General features: G+C 57.1%; 12 protein-coding genes and 2 tRNA genes. 8 read left to right on the top strand and 6 right to left on the bottom strand.

Features of this window, described 5'->3' with window-relative positions; translation table 11 throughout:
• Positions 1 to 217: 217 nt before the first annotated feature.
• Positions 218 to 1,222, bottom strand: coding sequence for a complex I NDUFA9 subunit family protein (locus AC1DRP_RS26145; protein WP_476769972.1), 1,005 nt, complete (start codon positions 1,220 to 1,222; stop codon positions 218 to 220).
• Between the two features lie 143 nt (positions 1,223 to 1,365).
• Between AC1DRP_RS26145 and AC1DRP_RS26140 the strand changes: the two genes are divergently transcribed.
• Positions 1,366 to 1,452 (top strand) — tRNA-Leu (locus tag AC1DRP_RS26140).
• Between the two features lie 651 nt (positions 1,453 to 2,103).
• A complete protein-coding gene (locus tag AC1DRP_RS26135) occupies positions 2,104 to 2,922 on the top strand; it encodes a tyrosine-type recombinase/integrase (protein WP_476769971.1) in 819 nt (272 codons plus the stop codon).
• Between the two features lie 157 nt (positions 2,923 to 3,079).
• Here the strand turns inward: AC1DRP_RS26135 and AC1DRP_RS26130 are convergent, their stop codons facing one another.
• From AC1DRP_RS26130 to AC1DRP_RS26120, 3 genes are all read right to left on the bottom strand, one after another.
• Positions 3,080 to 4,324, bottom strand: a complete 1,245-nt coding sequence (locus AC1DRP_RS26130) for a hypothetical protein (protein WP_476769970.1) — start codon at positions 4,322 to 4,324, stop codon at positions 3,080 to 3,082.
• 348 nt (positions 4,325 to 4,672) lie between these two features.
• Positions 4,673 to 4,876, bottom strand: a complete 204-nt coding sequence (locus tag AC1DRP_RS26125) for a hypothetical protein (RefSeq protein WP_476769969.1) — start codon at positions 4,874 to 4,876, stop codon at positions 4,673 to 4,675.
• 91 nt (positions 4,877 to 4,967) lie between these two features.
• Entirely contained in the window at positions 4,968 to 7,175 is a 2,208-nt protein-coding gene (locus AC1DRP_RS26120) for a hypothetical protein (RefSeq protein ID WP_476769968.1), read from the bottom strand.
• Positions 7,176 to 8,188: 1,013 nt separating this feature from the next.
• Between AC1DRP_RS26120 and AC1DRP_RS26115 the strand changes: the two genes are divergently transcribed.
• From AC1DRP_RS26115 to AC1DRP_RS26100, 4 genes are all read left to right on the top strand, one after another.
• Positions 8,189 to 8,866: a recombinase family protein gene (locus AC1DRP_RS26115; protein ID WP_476769967.1), complete on the top strand. Its 678-nt coding sequence runs from the start codon at positions 8,189 to 8,191 to the stop codon at positions 8,864 to 8,866.
• Positions 8,867 to 9,491: 625 nt separating this feature from the next.
• Positions 9,492 to 10,199, top strand: a complete 708-nt coding sequence (locus tag AC1DRP_RS26110; RefSeq protein WP_476769966.1) for a hypothetical protein — start codon at positions 9,492 to 9,494, stop codon at positions 10,197 to 10,199.
• 56 nt (positions 10,200 to 10,255) lie between these two features.
• Entirely contained in the window at positions 10,256 to 10,528 is a 273-nt protein-coding gene (locus tag AC1DRP_RS26105) for a hypothetical protein (RefSeq protein WP_476769965.1), read from the top strand.
• 499 nt (positions 10,529 to 11,027) lie between these two features.
• Positions 11,028 to 11,717, top strand: coding sequence for a hypothetical protein (locus tag AC1DRP_RS26100; RefSeq protein ID WP_476769964.1), 690 nt, complete (start codon positions 11,028 to 11,030; stop codon positions 11,715 to 11,717).
• 318 nt (positions 11,718 to 12,035) lie between these two features.
• Here AC1DRP_RS26100 and AC1DRP_RS26095 read toward each other — a convergent pair whose 3' ends face one another.
• Together AC1DRP_RS26095 and AC1DRP_RS26090 are read right to left on the bottom strand one after the other, a co-directional pair.
• Positions 12,036 to 12,671 carry a hypothetical protein gene (locus tag AC1DRP_RS26095; RefSeq protein ID WP_476769963.1) on the bottom strand — a complete coding sequence of 212 codons (636 nt, stop codon included), beginning with the start codon at positions 12,669 to 12,671 and terminating at the stop codon, positions 12,036 to 12,038.
• 59 nt (positions 12,672 to 12,730) lie between these two features.
• Complete coding sequence (locus AC1DRP_RS26090) at positions 12,731 to 13,144, bottom strand: hypothetical protein (RefSeq protein ID WP_476769962.1); 414 nt, start codon at positions 13,142 to 13,144, stop codon at positions 12,731 to 12,733.
• Between the two features lie 279 nt (positions 13,145 to 13,423).
• Here AC1DRP_RS26090 and AC1DRP_RS26085 point away from each other — a divergent pair.
• Together AC1DRP_RS26085 and AC1DRP_RS26080 are read left to right on the top strand one after the other, a co-directional pair.
• Positions 13,424 to 13,510, top strand: a tRNA-Leu gene (locus tag AC1DRP_RS26085).
• A 465-nt stretch (positions 13,511 to 13,975) separates the two neighbouring features.
• Entirely contained in the window at positions 13,976 to 14,980 is a 1,005-nt protein-coding gene (locus AC1DRP_RS26080; protein WP_441507875.1) for a SphA family protein, read from the top strand.
• Positions 14,981 to 15,053: the final 73 nt, after the last annotated feature.

The following is a 15,053-nucleotide window of genomic DNA, read 5'->3' as shown; positions in this document are numbered from 1 at the left end:
CATTTATGGACGGTCTTGAGGCTGACGCGGGCCGCCTTGGCGATCACGCCAGAGGCCGTGCCTGCCGCCGCCATGCGCACGATCCGCTCTCGACCCAACTGCGTCAGACGGGCATTCTTATGGATGTTCATCCGGTCCTCCTTCGATGGAGACTGAAGCTTCGCAACCTCAGCTTCCTCGCTCGGGACCGGATGGACAACCTATTGAGAGCTCACATCTAGCCGACGCGGGCTGTGTCGAACTGGCCCGTCTTGCGGAAACGCCAGAGATAGGACGGCACGATGGCCTCGACCGAGGTCGGGGTGATTCCGATTCCCTCGAAGCAACGCCCCTCCGCCTTCGCCTGCTTCGAGACGACATTATCGATCTCGAGCAGCGTGACCTGATCACGCGTCAGCATCAGCTCGTCCGGCAGCAAGCCGAGCGTCAGGGTGTTGACGATTTCCAGAATGCGCGCCTGAAGCCGCGCCAGCGGGAACGGCAGCGACGCCAACACACGCTTGCGGCCGGTCACCTCGCAAACATAGGTCAGCAGCTCCTTGAAGCTCTTCACCTCAGGCCCGCCAAGTTCGTAGATTCGGCCGCCAGTGATCGTCCCGTCGATGGCGCGCGCCGCAGCCTCGGCGACATCGCCAACGAAGACAGGCTGGAACTTGGTCTCACCGCCGCCGATCAAGGGCAGGACAGGCAGCATCCGGGCGAGCGAAGCGAAGCGGTTGAAGAAGGAATCCTCCGGCCCAAAGACGATCGAAGGGCGCAGGACGATGGCCGAGGGAACCAACGACAGAACGGCAGCCTCGCCTTCTGCCTTGCTGCGGTCGTAGGCGGACCGTGATTCACGCGCGGCGCCAATTGCGGAAACCTGGACCAGACGGGTGATGCCGTGGGCAGCGCAGGCCTGCGCGACGGCACGAGCACCATTGGCCTGAACGGCCGAGAAGCTCTGCCGGCCGCCTTCCTGGAGAATGCCGACGAGGTTGATCACCGCATCCGCGCCACGCACCGCAGCAGCAACCGAATCGGGATAGCGCAGATTCGCCTGCACCGATATGATCTGCCCGACGGTGCCGAGCGGCTGCAGGAAACCGGCGAGATCGGGCCGGCGCACCGCGACGCGCACGCGGTATCCGCGCTTGACCAATGCACGCACGACATGGCGGCCGATGAAGCCGGAGCCGCCGAAAACCGTGATCAGCTGCGAGGACGGGGTCTGGGTGGCCATATTTCTCAAGCTCCGCCGAGGACTTGCCGCTGTCCTAGTGGATCGAACCTGCGCTGTGAAGGCGAACATTCCACAGATAGGCGCATGCCGGCTCGATATCCCCGTTGACAGCCTCCATCCGCCCCCGTAAACGAACCGCCGTTGCCCAGGTGGCGGAATTGGTAGACGCACCAGCTTCAGGTGCTGGCGCTCGCAAGGGCGTGGAGGTTCGAGTCCTCTCCTGGGCACCACTCGGCTCTCATATGCGGCCTAACCGCTTGAGAGAGCACAAGTTTCCTTCCGCATCATAAGTGACCTGCTGCCCAACCGGTGTAAACGGGCGGTGCAGAATGGTCTTGAGAACGCCTAGGCCCACAAGGCGCTCCGATAGTAGCTTTCATCAGTTCTGTGCGCATGTCCCCTGTGACCTTCAGAGCCGCCTGAAGGGCCACTGCACGGTCCTGTCCCTCCCCCCTGATTCGTCCGGCGAGGAACCCATGATTCGCGCCTCCTTTGGTCGTGTCGTGAGGTTTTCCCTGAGGACGCATGAGCGCTCTGTAGCCGCCGCTCGCAACAGTGCAGCGGTGGGCCAACTTGCAGCCCTCTACTCATGCGTCCGCAATGGTGCTGTGAAGCCAGAGGAAGCCCAAGGAGCGCTTGTGGTGCCATGGACAACCCAAAGGCCTGAAAGCCCTCAGCGGGCATCCCAGAGTCCTGGGGCCCCCTCACCTTCTCCCCCCAAGGAAAAGGTCACGCTCACGGGCATCTTTGCGGACTGGTGGGGGGAAGCACGGGCCGTAGGCAGGAAGCCAAGCACCCATGAGAGCTACAGTAACACCACGAATAGCTTCATCGCCTTCCTAGGACGCGACGATGCAACGCAAGTGACGCCTGAGCATGTCGTGGCTTTCAAGGACCACAGACTGGCCACCGTTAACCCGAGGACCAACAGGCCCATCTCGGCAAAGACCGTGAAGGATAGTGATCTATCGGCCCTCAAGACCCTATTCGGATGGGCAGTGAGCAATCGACGCCTCACCAGCAATCCGGCTGAAGGCATCACGATCAAGCTCGGCAAGCGCAGGATGGCACGCCCTAAGGGCTTCACCGATGATGAGGCTCAAGCCCTCCTCAAGGCTGCTGATGCACTCAGGCAAGGCAATGAGCAGCCAAAGACCTTCGCGGCCAAGCGGTGGATTCCATGGCTGTGCGCTTACACAGGCGCTCGCGTTGGCGAACTAGCTCAGCTTCGCAAAGAGGATGTGCGGAAGGCTGGCAACCATTGGGTGATTCATATCAGCCCCGAGGCCGGGACAGTGAAGACCGATCAGGCGCGGGACGTTGTAATGCATGAGCATCTCGCGGCCAAAGGCTTCCCGGAGTTCGCCCAGGGCAGCAAAGCGGGGCACTTGTTCCTCACGCCTGCCAAGAAGGACGGTGACGTTCTAGGGCCGCTCCAGGGCCTCAAGAACCGCCTAGCGGAGACAGCACGAGAAACCGTGAAGGACCCTCGTGTGATGCCGAACCACGGATGGCGACATCGCTTCAAGACCGTGGCCCGCTCAGTTGGCATGGATAATCGCGTGGTCGATGCGATCCAAGGGCACGCTGCGAGGACTGCCGGTGATGATTACGGTGATGTGACCGTGGATGCCATGGCTCTAGCCATCGCGAAGTTCCCGAGACAGCTTGCGATGGATGAGGAAGCCAAGGGAGCTTAAGGGCTCCTAAGGTCCCGCACGGTTGAGCAATCGACCACACGCAACAATCTCTCAGATCTAAACTTTTTGACGCAACAATATTACAATTTGCATGGAGCCCCTGAGCATTCCACATCGGCGCCAATGGGAAGCCCAGGGGCTCCTGTGTTTCCTTTGATCAGGCCGCTAGAGCGGTGATCGTCTCTGCCTCTTCAGCCGATACAGGCTTATCCCACAGCCAATCCTTCAGTAGACTCCTCATGCGCTCTGAGGGGATAAACACCGTGATTGGCTCGCCATCTCTAATTTGAGAACGCCATATCCATTGAAGCATCTCAGAGAGAGCAAAGGCGCTTTGGTCCATGGCTATACCCCTATCCTCAAAGTAGGCCTTAACGTATGGATGGGGAAACATGTTGCAGAGATAGGCTAGAGACTTCTTTTCCTTATAGTCGTTGGTAGCCTTGGCGTTACATGGGATGAATCCACGGGAGTATCGAGAGCCCTTCAACTTTCCCTTTACAGAGCTATAAGTGGTCCAGGCATTGTCCTCCGACACAGTCTTGGCCACAGACTTGAAGAAATACTCTGTGCTCGCCTTTAGCCTCTCAAGCTGTGTATCGGTTCTGCCCTTGAACCATTGCGATGAGAACGGATTGCTTCGCCCAACACGCCTTCCAACGTCATTCAAAGGCCCCTCATAGATCGTGATAAGGCTCCTCAGGTGCTCCTTCAGGCGAGCCTCTTCCTCCCTGTCGGTAAAAGCCACTACCCTTTGGTTCCGCAGGGTCTTGAGTTCGTATTCCAGCCCTTCCGCTTGCAAGTAGGAAGCCATGGGGGAGCCACGAAAGAGGTATGTCAGGACAATCACATCCTCAAATGCACGAATGAACTCTGAGGGAAACTCCCAGATCAGAACCTTGTCTCTAACGAACACAAGGTTCCCGTTGTCGCAGAGGCGTTTGATGTGGTCGAATTTACCCACGTAGTTCTTGTGAGTTTCGTTATTCCATCGAATCTTCCGCGACTCCTTATCGACATAGATCATGCCCTTATCGATGAGCAAACTACGATCAGAGGCCGAAAGCTCCTCAAAGAGAGCCACACACTCCAAGGTCTCATCTATGACCAGAGTGTATCCCTGCTCCTTTATCTTCGCGCACATCTCATGAGTGAGAAGCTTAAAGAGCGAGTGGGTGGTGCAAATGTTCTCACCACGATCTATGAGTTTATCAAGATGGTAGAGCTTCCGACCATCGATAGGCTGAGGATTACGGAACTCAAGTCTAGGGCACTTGTCGGTGATACGATCCACCTCACTGAGCAATGGAGCCACATAGATAAACTTAGGCATGGAGTGATCTTCATTATCGAAGCTCAATGACACGGCCTTTGAGTGGGTATGATTGATGCGCTCGATCATGTATGAGGTCTTTCCAGAACCCATGATAGAGTCAATTATGGTGATCAATGTTTAGTCCTTCCAAACATGGCTTATTTGGATCGATTTGAATGCTTAACGATAGCTGTGATGACCACAGAGCGGTCTGGAAGCATCAAATGATGAGAAATGATCTTCTTAAGGAGGGGGTTATAATAAAATACCCCCTATCATTGGCCCCTTAAGGCCCTCTAATTCTTTAGATCTTCCTTTTAAGGATCGATCCAAAAAGCCATTATGTTTCAATGAGTTATTTTGCTTCAGTCCAAGTTCTAAGAGCTTGAAACTGTACTTGGGTCACGATGCGTTGTGGCCTAGCTCAATATGACCTCAGGCCGCATGACACCCAAGGTAGACTTTCAAGAGCTCATCAAGCAGCACTGCATTGCTTGGTGTCCCTCCCATGTCCTGTGATGCTTTGTTCTGAGCCTGCTTAAGGCGTTCCCGGCTCTGTCCATTGGCTCGCACATAGAAGCCATAGAACGGGGTGTTCTCATCGATCCCACGAGGGTTCTTGAAGCGCTTAGTAATCATGTTCGTCATCCTGTTTGAGTTCATAAGAAAAGAGCCACTTGGATTGCTATTGCTCCAAGAGGCCCATGTGTTCGCTTATTTCTTGTGGTTCTTAGTCCCTGTATGTGGCCCTCAGGCCCGCCTCATGCTTGAGGTAAACATCCCAAGCCTGAGACCTTTGGCCCCAAGGAAGCTCATTGATCGCGTCCTCAACGTAGGACTTAGCTTCCTCCCATGACCTAGCCTGAAGATTCAGCTTATTGACCAATGATCGGGCAACGCCCGCATGATCCCCAGCGATAGATTCGAGACCATCGCCAAAGTTAGCTCTGGTGTTCATGTGAGCCCTTGTCTTGGCTGTGTACCGATCAACGCTGACAATCGTTTCTCTGGGGCGCTCCACAGAGTAACCCCGATGATCTATGCGAATGGTCCGTGGATCAATGCGCTCTCCAGAATCCTTGATAGCCTCACTGGCGGCCTCGGAAGCCTCTGAACTACCCTTGCCTGCCTGGCGCGCTCGTTGGGCCTGTACGGCTTCCTGGGCGACCCTCTGGACAGCCTCCAGACCCGTAGCGCCCTCATGTGCCGCCAAGGCGCTCTCAGGAGGAAGTCTCGCTGGGATGGGTAACGCGGCCTCATCCAACATCGGAGACCCAACAGGCCGAAGGGGAACACCCCCACTACCGTCCGCGCCAAAGCGGCTAGTGAACTCGTGAACAGGGTTGCGACTGCCAGTGATGGCATCGACCGTACGCGCAGCTCCGTAGATACCGCCCTGGAGCGCCATAGCCTTCGCTAGAGCTGCGGGAGCCACGAGTGCCCTCGCCATCTCCAATTCGCTCCCAAGACCAATGATTGCCGCAGCGCCTCCGATGGCTCTCTTCGTGGGGTTCCTGGCCCAACTAGCAGGATTTATTGTGTCCTCCATGAGTGGCGAGGAGGAGACACCCCCGGCGAAATAACCATCCTCAAAGCGCCCCTTGGCCTTCAGGCTATTCAGAGCACTGCGTTCCTCAAGCTTCTCGATGTAGCGCTTCCCAAGGGCCGATGAGCCCAACGCATCCCGCAGTTGCCCGAGGCGATCCATCGAAATGGTTTCCCCATTGCTGAGCAGCACCTCAGCGGTATCCATCGCCTCTCGATGCCTACTGCTCTCCTCTCGCCCAAGCATGGTACGAAGGTCCTTCCGTGCTCGGCMAGTTTCTCCGCTCAGGGCTTCCTCAGCGACCGTGACCGCCTTGAATGCCCCCTCAGGATCGCGAGGCTCGATGCCCAGCCTGTTGAACCTATCTGCCAGTCTCCCGGCCACCACAGGGTCCATATCGCTGTATCGGACGGCATTGGTGATATCGCCCGCGCCCCTGACGCCTCGCACGGAAGCGCCCATAGCCCCTGAGGACGCAGCGGCCCCCAGCATCTCATGAGGATCGATGGTCAGGCCCTTATCCGTGCCTGCCGTCACTCCGACCTGATCAACCAGATTGCCCACAGCGCCGGCCAATGCATCCACAGCGCCCGCCTTGGCGACTTGCCCCGGTATCTGAGAGATAGCCGCAAGGCCTGCACCCTTGGTCACTCCCGAGATCGCGGGGTTGATTCCAACCTTGTTCATGTACGCCTGGAGAGCCRCAGAGCCCCCAGCCGCGACATAGTCCGTGACAGAGGCAGGCTTGCCCCCATTGTTCTCCACGCGGACATCCATGGACGGGCCGAAGGATCGTGAGGCACTCGAAGCCATGAACCCCGCAGGACCAGCAAGCGCACCAGCACCAAGGTCAATCGCAAGGCCAGGAGCGCCCTCAAGGATCGTGCGAGGCAGATAGCCCCATCCGAACCCACCAGCGCCCGCGTCTTTCCCTTGAGGATAATAGAAGCCCTGAGAGGCGGGTTTGTAGTTCTCGGGAACGATGGACTTGCCAAAGTCAGCGATAGCCTCACCGGCTGTCTTAGCCGTATCGAGGCCCGAGGCCTCACCAAGCCAGTGAGCCGTGCGACCAACGCCTACAGCAGCGTTAGCAGCACCGTATTGTAGAGCCTTGCGGGACTTCTCAAGTGCGCCCTCGCTGTCCTGCGGGGAAGCCGTTGGTGGCGAATGTAGCTCATGTGGTGCGGTAGATATGCCATCAACTAGCCGCTTGACGCTGACGCCTTCGCTTAGCAGGCGGTCAACATCTCCACTGTTGTGAGGGGCGTACGTGCGATAACCACTAAGAATATCATCATCCGATACGCCTTCTTGTCGTAGCCTATTGATATCATCAGCCATCGATGAGTGGCCCGTATTTGTGTCATTCATGGTCTTATTGTCTTTCTCCATCGTTGGGTTTGTTATTGGGTGAGCTTTCCGCTCAGTTCCTCCCGAGGACCACACGACAAACAAAAAAGAGCCCGCGATTGCTCGCGAGCCCTTGAGGTCGTGGGTATCTTTGGGCGGCTTCGGACCGCCTTCTCTCTATAGGGCACCAAAATCGCGCCGGAGCGGGCTCAAGTGATTGGTGTTATTGGTAAATCAGCGAAACATTCCGAGAGCCCGGACAGCTGACGATGCCCAGAGGCCTAAGACAGGGGAACCAATGAAAGCACCTACGCCCCGAGCGCCCCGGAGCACGATCCACGAGACAGCCTCTCTTAAGTGAGGCAGCGAGAGGCCTCTGGAGTCATAAGCCCCTGAGAGCACTATGGATTCGCCGGAACTTTCGACGGTCCTGAAATTCGCGCTCTGCGTGCGCTTCCGAACACTTGAGAGGGCCCTGAGAAGCCTGCGCCTTCTCTGTAGTGGTTCCAAAATGGGCCGAAACGGACCTAAGCCCTTGGGAAATACAAAGGATTTCGGCGGGAAATGTCGAGCGCCCGGCATCTCCTGCTGGGCTCTGACAGCTTATGCGGCCCTCTCATATAAGTCCTGAATCAACCGCTCAAGGGTATCCAATCGCTGATGCAATGATTCAACCGTAAGTTCTCTATCTTCGATATCAGTTTCTACTTGGTCAGACGCCGTGCCTAGCTTCTCGCTGATCTCAGCTACTGCCTCACTCGATTCCCTAATTATGTCATCAAACCTAGATATGTCTCGCGATATAGATTCAATCATGCTTTTAATCTGTCTTACGTCAGACTTTGAAGCATTACCGCTCAATCGCTCCAAGGTGTAAATCTGAATGACCACTACGATAGCAAAACCTATAAAAATGGAATCTTGAAGACTCATCATCTGCCCCCGCAGCCTTTTCTTGATCGTACACGTCGGCTCGGCTGAAATTCAAGTTGATTTACCCTCGCGAGTAACGTATCGTTTGTGTCAACGTTCGTAGACAGAAACGAGATACGCAGATGGCCCATAGTCGCTTCGTTGCTTACTACCGGGTCTCCACTGACAAGCAGGGCAAGAGCGGCTTGGGCATTGAGGCTCAGAAGGAAGCCGTTCGTCAGCATCTCAATGGCGGCCAGTGGTCGCTAGCTGCTGAGTTCACAGAGGTAGAGAGCGGAAAGGACAACGGGCGCCCCGAGCTTCAAAAGGCCATCAGTGCCGCAAAGCTCTATGGGGCTAAGCTGATCATCGCCAAGCTGGACCGTCTGGCCCGCAACGTCGCCTTCGTCAGCAACCTCATGGAAAGCGGCGTTGAGTTTGTCGCTGTGGACTTCCCCCAGGCCAACCGACTCACGATCCACATCCTTGCGGCTGTAGCCGAGCACGAAGCTTCCATGATCTCACAGCGGACCAAGGCTGCGCTTGCCGCGGCTAAGGCTCGTGGAACGAAGCTAGGTGGTAATCGAGGCGCTGTGATCGACCATGAGGCCCGCAAGACCTCTGCGGCTGCCAGGAGTGCTAAGGCCAAGGACAGGGCTTCTCACATCCTCCCCATTATTGAGGAGCTAAAGGCCTTGGGCATCTCATCGCTCGGAGCAATCGMTCGGGAGCTGACGGCTCGTAGCGTCCCCACGGCGCGGGGGCTTGCCACATGGACCCCTGCCGGTGTCTCTCGGGTACTGGAGAAGGCCGAAGCCTAATGTCCCAATGCCCCTGAGCAACCCAAGGCCGGATGCTCCCCATCAAGCATTGCCCTTGTCCCAGGCTCGCGTCAGCCACGGCCGACCGACAGCTCCCGCTTGGCCGCACGAGGACCTAGGGTCCCCTTTTGGGTCCCTCCAGAGGCCTATTTGATCCCCCAACGAAATACAGCGGCTTCAAAAAAGGGGCTAAAGGCCTCGTGGTGTTGTTAGGCCTTGCTGTGCAGTTTCAAAGAATTCTGGGAGCCCATAGTTGGCACGCGCCGCGTCCTGAGGCAGCTGAGGAAGTCTCTGCTCTCCTCGATGCAGCGGGACTCCAATCGCTGACCTTATGAGACAGTAGAGAGTGCTCGGGGTCCTGAAGATACTCATGGCCCTTTGACCCCCCGATCTATTAGAAATCTCAATGAGCCATGCAGGCAGGAATTGATTTCCTCAAGGCCCACTACCCACTGAGTGACGGAACCACCGCGCTAGTCAGCCTTGATCGCTCAGAGGAAGCCTAGGCCCTCATGCGGCATTCGAAGGCTGCCCGAGAGRAACTAACGGACCTTTTGAGCCGGTTGATTCGCTTCCAACCCCGAATCGAGACAAATGGGGAAGAATTTGGCTGTGAGGGCGGGCGATGTTTGAACGGAAGACAGTCTTTATTGTTGGAGCCGGGGCCAGCCGAGAAGTTGATTTTCCTATGGGAGCACAGCTCACAGGCCTCATTGCTCGCAAGCTCGATATTCGCTTCAAGGATGGCTACAGCCTCACCAAGGGAGATAGGGAGATAGTTGAGGCCATACGGTTTAAACTCCAGCAAGCCGGTGATCGCGATCCCAACCCACACCATCATGCGGGGCGCGCAATCGCCAGCGCGATGGGGCAGGCCATCTCAATCGACAACTACTTGCATTCACATGCTACGGATGAACTTGTCGTTTGGATGGGGAAGATCGGGATCGCAAGGAGCATATTGGAGGCCGAAAGTAAGAGTCTTCTTGCCCCCGACCGTGATCGCGATGACATTCTTAATCTCAGCCGCTCAGAAGACACGTGGTACAATACGTTTTTCCAGATGCTTCACGAGGGAGTTCAGCGTTCTGATTTGTCGCAAATATTCTCAAACGTGTCGTTCATCACATTCAATTACGACCGCTGTATCGAGCATTACATTGCCCATGCGTTAGCAAATTACTACAGAATTGCACTGCACGACGCGGAGGTATTAACCCGGAGCCTCAGGGTCGAACATCCGTATGGACAGGTTGGCAGGCTACCTTGGCAAGAGCCGCGTGGCGCGGTCGCCTCGGGAAAAAGGTTCAGCCACGCGAATTACCTGAGATAGCGGGTCAAATCAGGACATTCACTGAACGAACCGATGATGATCGTATGCTCAATAGAATGCGCCAACTCATCTCAGAGGCTCAGGTTGTTGTTTATCTAGGATTCTCATTTGGCGACATGAATCTAAAATTACTCACGGTAGATGAGGCCGATGATAAAGTTATTTTTGGCACAAGTTATGGCCTGTCAGCGCCAAACAAGAGAGTAATTGAGAAGGACATAGTGAATTCCATGGGACCGGACAAGAGCGTCGTCACCTCAGTCGATCTAGCCGACATGACTTGCAATGAATTCTTGAAATCCTATTGGAAGCCAATCATACGCGGCTGAACCTTGATATGCGGCGTAGTCTTGTCCGACAGTTGCCGGGGCCGCAGCGTTAGTCTCTGAAGGTTTTCTAGCTGAACATCCCTCGCGTCCCCATGGATTGCAGCTAACCCAAATAAGGGTTGCCCGCATGGGCTTCTGCAGGCGTTTGCGTATCATTGCGAAGGCCGTTGGGGGGGGCAAGGATCGAATGGCCAATGTGTCTGAGGTACATGAGGACGCCCGCACGTAACAAGTGCGCCGGTCATGCACCAGGCTCAGGTGGTGACGTCTCCTCGTCCCCGCTGGGCCGCGCGAGGCCCCCCAGGGTTGGGTCCCTCCAGCGAGCAATTCGAGACGTCAACGAAACATTGGGGCTTCCAAAAAAGAGGCTAAAGGCCTCGTGGTGTTGTTAGGCCTTGACGTCCAGTTTCAATGAATCTGGGGACCCAATGGCTGGCATAGGGCCATAAAATTGACGATGAATCGAGCGCTGGGGTCGCCCATAGCTGAGGAGGCGGTAATGTTCTGGAAGCGCCGTAGACCTTTGGTTTCCGCCGAGCCGTTGCCGGAAAAGCCCTTAACGGCGTTGTCACCAGCTGACGCACTGATAAAGGCACTGCAGGACTTTCAGGCAAGCATAAATGACCGCCTCTACGGTCAACCTGACGTGGAGCTTGAAGAAGCCCGCAAGCTATTAGAGCAAGCTCTTAAAATCGTTCGGCAATCGGGCGTTGGGGCAGCCTTGGCTCCCACCCTGCTTTCTCACATAAAGCATTGGCCTTCCTGGTCGAAGCGGGACGACTTTCATGGCAGCGCTTATGTTCCCGCTACCGATATTAGCGCGCAAGAGGTCAAGAGTGTTGATGGCCGTGGCGAGTCGACAACCGTCACAGAATTTACAAGCTTAGGTCATAGGTGGAGAATAACCCTTAATAATAATGGCCGCAGCTACGCGCCAGATAGTCACGGCAGCTTTGGTAGTGTCGACCTAAATTTCAACGGAAACGAAGTTATGAGTTTAGATATCCATGAAGAGACTCGGCACGATATAACCGAATGGCATTTCTGGCGAGTTAAGCGTTTGATTGTGGGCGATTGGATGGCTGCTTTATTAGAGATAGCTAGTGAGGCATCGCGAAGACAGCAGATCGCTTTCTCCAAACGCCGGGACGATGAGGACCTCAAAGACGCGAAGAACATCCAGCTGTAGCAGTTGGTGCTGTTGTCCACCCCTCACACCAACGGCTTGGTGGCTCTCCAGGGCGCCACACTGAGGGCCATTGAACTCGCGAGGCCACTACACCCTGAGCACGGAACCACGGCCCCCGGTGACTCCTGAGGCTGCTGATGCGGCTTTTGCTCTCATCGATGCAGCGAGAYCCCAAGCGCAGGCGTTTTGAAGGCCGGCTAGAGGACCCTAACAGACCGATACATCTCGGAAACTCTTGAGCCCACCCCGTGTTGTATGGGCCTGCGAGCATCTCAGGAAACAGGGGATGGCCCATGAGCCCTCGCGTCCTGTTACGAGCTACCCGGCCCTGACGGCCACCGTCGTCCGGCGTCGCAAGATGCGGGTCAGAATAAACAACCAGAGAGCACCTAGGGTAGCCCAAGCAAAGGGTTCAGCTCGCGCCCAAGCTTCGTTCTTAAGAGCCGACTCCACGAGGTACCCATCCTTGAGTGACAGTTGAAACGTACCCCTCCCGAGACCGCCGCACAGCGCAGGGCCGTCCTTTTTCGGTGTTCGAGTTGCGACAACACGGGCTGAGATGCGATTAATATTATAGGTGTAGTTCACACACAGAGCAGAGCTGGCGAAGTCGATTGTGTCGTCCGTCCACCTGATAATCTCATACCGATCGCTGTCTACAGCTAGAAAGCCTCCATACGAAATTTCGGCAGTTGAGGATTTGCACTCCTTCGCATCCCGCTGGCACGTCAAGACTGTGTGCTGAAGAGGCGCTGCCTGCCGATCACCCTCGATTACCCAGGTCCCCAAGGCAATAACGAGCCCGCTATCCCATTCCTTGATATCAACTCCGCCGCCGTAGAGTTTTACGGGGACCTGGTAGCCCACGTAAAGGAACATCGCGGAGAAGACGGCTACGGTACCCACGAGACCTACAAGCACCCAGCCARCAATCCTCAGCAGAGCCTTGAACATCTCGTTTCCATCCGATCCGAAGTAGGCACGGCAATCATTGTGAGGCTGTGGGAAATAGCCTAGCGATCAACGGTGCACTGACCCCAAGCAACGCTGCCACGCCCATTGTTCTCAACAAAAGCGAGGCTGCTGAATACCTGAAGATCGAAATGTGACCTGAATAGGTAGTATTTCGTTATCCCGGCTGTGGGATCGTAAGCGATCTGGTCAACCACATAGGGATCGCACGTGACTCGGTTTTGTGACGCCGAGAAGGAGCAGCGTTCCACGATCACCTTGTCGCCCGCTTGCCGAAGGCGAACCGCAAAGCGAAGCTTCGCTATATACTCGGGAAGGTAGTCTCGCTCCGAGTCTGACTTCTTCGTGACGGTGCAAAGCAGGTTTTCGCGGGACTGGGCGCTCGCGCTGCCCACAATAGCAAGCAGGCTGGTCGCCATAACCAGCGCTAGCGGTAAGACATGCATCGTGGGCATCGCACAGTCTCGTGGCTGTTCCTGGGGGCTAACTCAAGTCGCCTTATGTAGCAGGGCGTTTTGGCTTTCGACAGCGAAGCTTGTGGCCGTGGAACGCGGCGTAAACCTGCTCGTCCGGGATAGCCCCAAGACTCCTCAGCCGCCTCTTGACGCCGTGGCATCCGACCGGTGTAGAAATGGCTCAGCGGCAGGCTTCTGGCGCGTAAGGAAACTCAGGGGTGCAAGCACGCGCCAAGGACGTTGACAGCCTCCATCCGCCCCCGTAAACGAACCGCCGTTGCCCAGGTGGCGGAATTGGTAGACGCACCAGCTTCAGGTGCTGGCGCTCGCAAGGGCGTGGAGGTTCGAGTCCTCTCCTGGGCACCACTCTTTATCGCTTCGGCGCCGAAGAGTTTGGTTTTGTAAAGACTTGTGGCCGACTGCCTTCAGCAGGCGGCTCTACAAAGGTCGATTGCAAGACCACCCCCCCTCGCTACCAAGAGGGGGTATGACGACATGATGATCCGGGCGCCCGCCGACCTCTTCAAGGTCGCGCGCGGCTGCACCGTGACGCTGCCATCAGCATCCATTTCGAGACCATCGCCAACGCCGCCAACGTCCCGGTGCAACCGCGGATCAGGGGCACAGCGCCGTCCGACGATGAGACTGTCATGGCCGGAGCACGCTTCGTCTACGCTCTGCAGCCCTTCATCTCCTCACGGCGCCGTAAGCGGAGCAAAACCCGTCGAGAGATCGTGCCCCGCATATCCATCACGACGGGAAACGCCCTAACGTCGCGTCATTGATTCGGCTGACGAGCGGCATTGCCGCATGTTGAGGGGCGACGGGACTATGCTTCGAGGGGAAGCCAAGCGCACAGCGCTTGGGTTGAGGACGGCGCGCGCGCTTGTCGCGGCCGGTGTGGCAGCCTGCTGGAGCCTGGCGCCCCATGCGGCACAGGCGGCAGAGAATGGCACCGGTTTCTATCTCCTCGGCGGTCGCGGGCCGATGGCGGGATATCTGCCTCCGCCCGGATTCTATTTCGAAAGCGACACCTATTCCTACGACGCCAAGCTCGATGCGCGGAAATCGCTTCCGACGGGCGGCAGGGTCATCGCGAATGTGCGCAGTCAGGCGCGTGCCGACTTCCTGAATGGCACCTGGGTGACGCCGTGGCAGGCCTTTGGCGGCAATCTGGCGGTGGGCGCCGTCCTGCCCGTCGGGCGTGTCGCGGTCTCGGCAGGCGTCGAACTCGATTCGCCGCGCACGAACACGGTCGTCGGACGCTCGCTCCGCGACAAGGCGACCATCGTCGGCGACCCCGTCCTGTCCGCCACATTGGGATGGCATTCCGGCAAGTTCCACTGGAGCACGACGGCGCTCGTCAATGTGCCAGTCGGCGACTATCGCAATGGGCAGCTCGCCAACCTCGCCTTTCATCGCTGGGCGAGCGATCTCTCCGGCGCCCTGACCTGGTTCGATCCGGAAACGGGCATTGACCTCTCCACAGCGGTCGGCGTGACCTTCAACGGCACCAATCACGCGACGGACTACCGGACAGGTACCGAGTTTCACGTCGAATGGGCCGCGTCGAAGGCTATCACCAGCGCGATTTCGGCCGGCATCATCGGCTACCACTATCAGCAGGTTACGGGTGACAGCGGCGCCGGCGCCCAACTCGGCGCCTACAAGGGACGGACCACGGCCCTGGGTGGAACGATCGCGTATAATTTCGAGATCGGCAAAACGCCGATCTCGGCGCGCATCAAGGTGCTGCGCGAGTTCAGCGTGGAGAACAGGGCGCGCGGGACGGTGGGTCTGCTCACGGTGTCACTCCCCCTCACCGCGTCTCGATAGCCAATAGACGAACGGCCGCGCCGGTCTTGCCCGTCTCGATAGCCAATAGACGAACGGCCGCGCCGGTCTTGCC

Source organism: Allobosea sp. 01N443 (genome assembly GCF_056399325.1).
This window is presented reverse-complemented; position numbering and strand designations above follow the sequence as displayed.

Coding starts and splice junctions, on each gene's coding strand:
- AC1DRP_RS26145 (WP_476769972.1), bottom strand. CDS start 1,222: ATGGCCACCCAGACCCCGTCCTCGCAGCTGATCACGGTTTTCGGCGGC.
- AC1DRP_RS26130 (WP_476769970.1), bottom strand. CDS start 4,324: ATGATCGAGCGCATCAATCATACCCACTCAAAGGCCGTGTCATTGAGC.
- AC1DRP_RS26125 (WP_476769969.1), bottom strand. CDS start 4,876: ATGATTACTAAGCGCTTCAAGAACCCTCGTGGGATCGATGAGAACACC.
- AC1DRP_RS26110 (WP_476769966.1), top strand. CDS start 9,492: ATGTTTGAACGGAAGACAGTCTTTATTGTTGGAGCCGGGGCCAGCCGA.
- AC1DRP_RS26105 (WP_476769965.1), top strand. CDS start 10,256: ATGCGCCAACTCATCTCAGAGGCTCAGGTTGTTGTTTATCTAGGATTC.
- AC1DRP_RS26100 (WP_476769964.1), top strand. CDS start 11,028: ATGTTCTGGAAGCGCCGTAGACCTTTGGTTTCCGCCGAGCCGTTGCCG.
- AC1DRP_RS26090 (WP_476769962.1), bottom strand. CDS start 13,144: ATGCCCACGATGCATGTCTTACCGCTAGCGCTGGTTATGGCGACCAGC.
- AC1DRP_RS26080 (WP_441507875.1), top strand. CDS start 13,976: ATGCTTCGAGGGGAAGCCAAGCGCACAGCGCTTGGGTTGAGGACGGCG.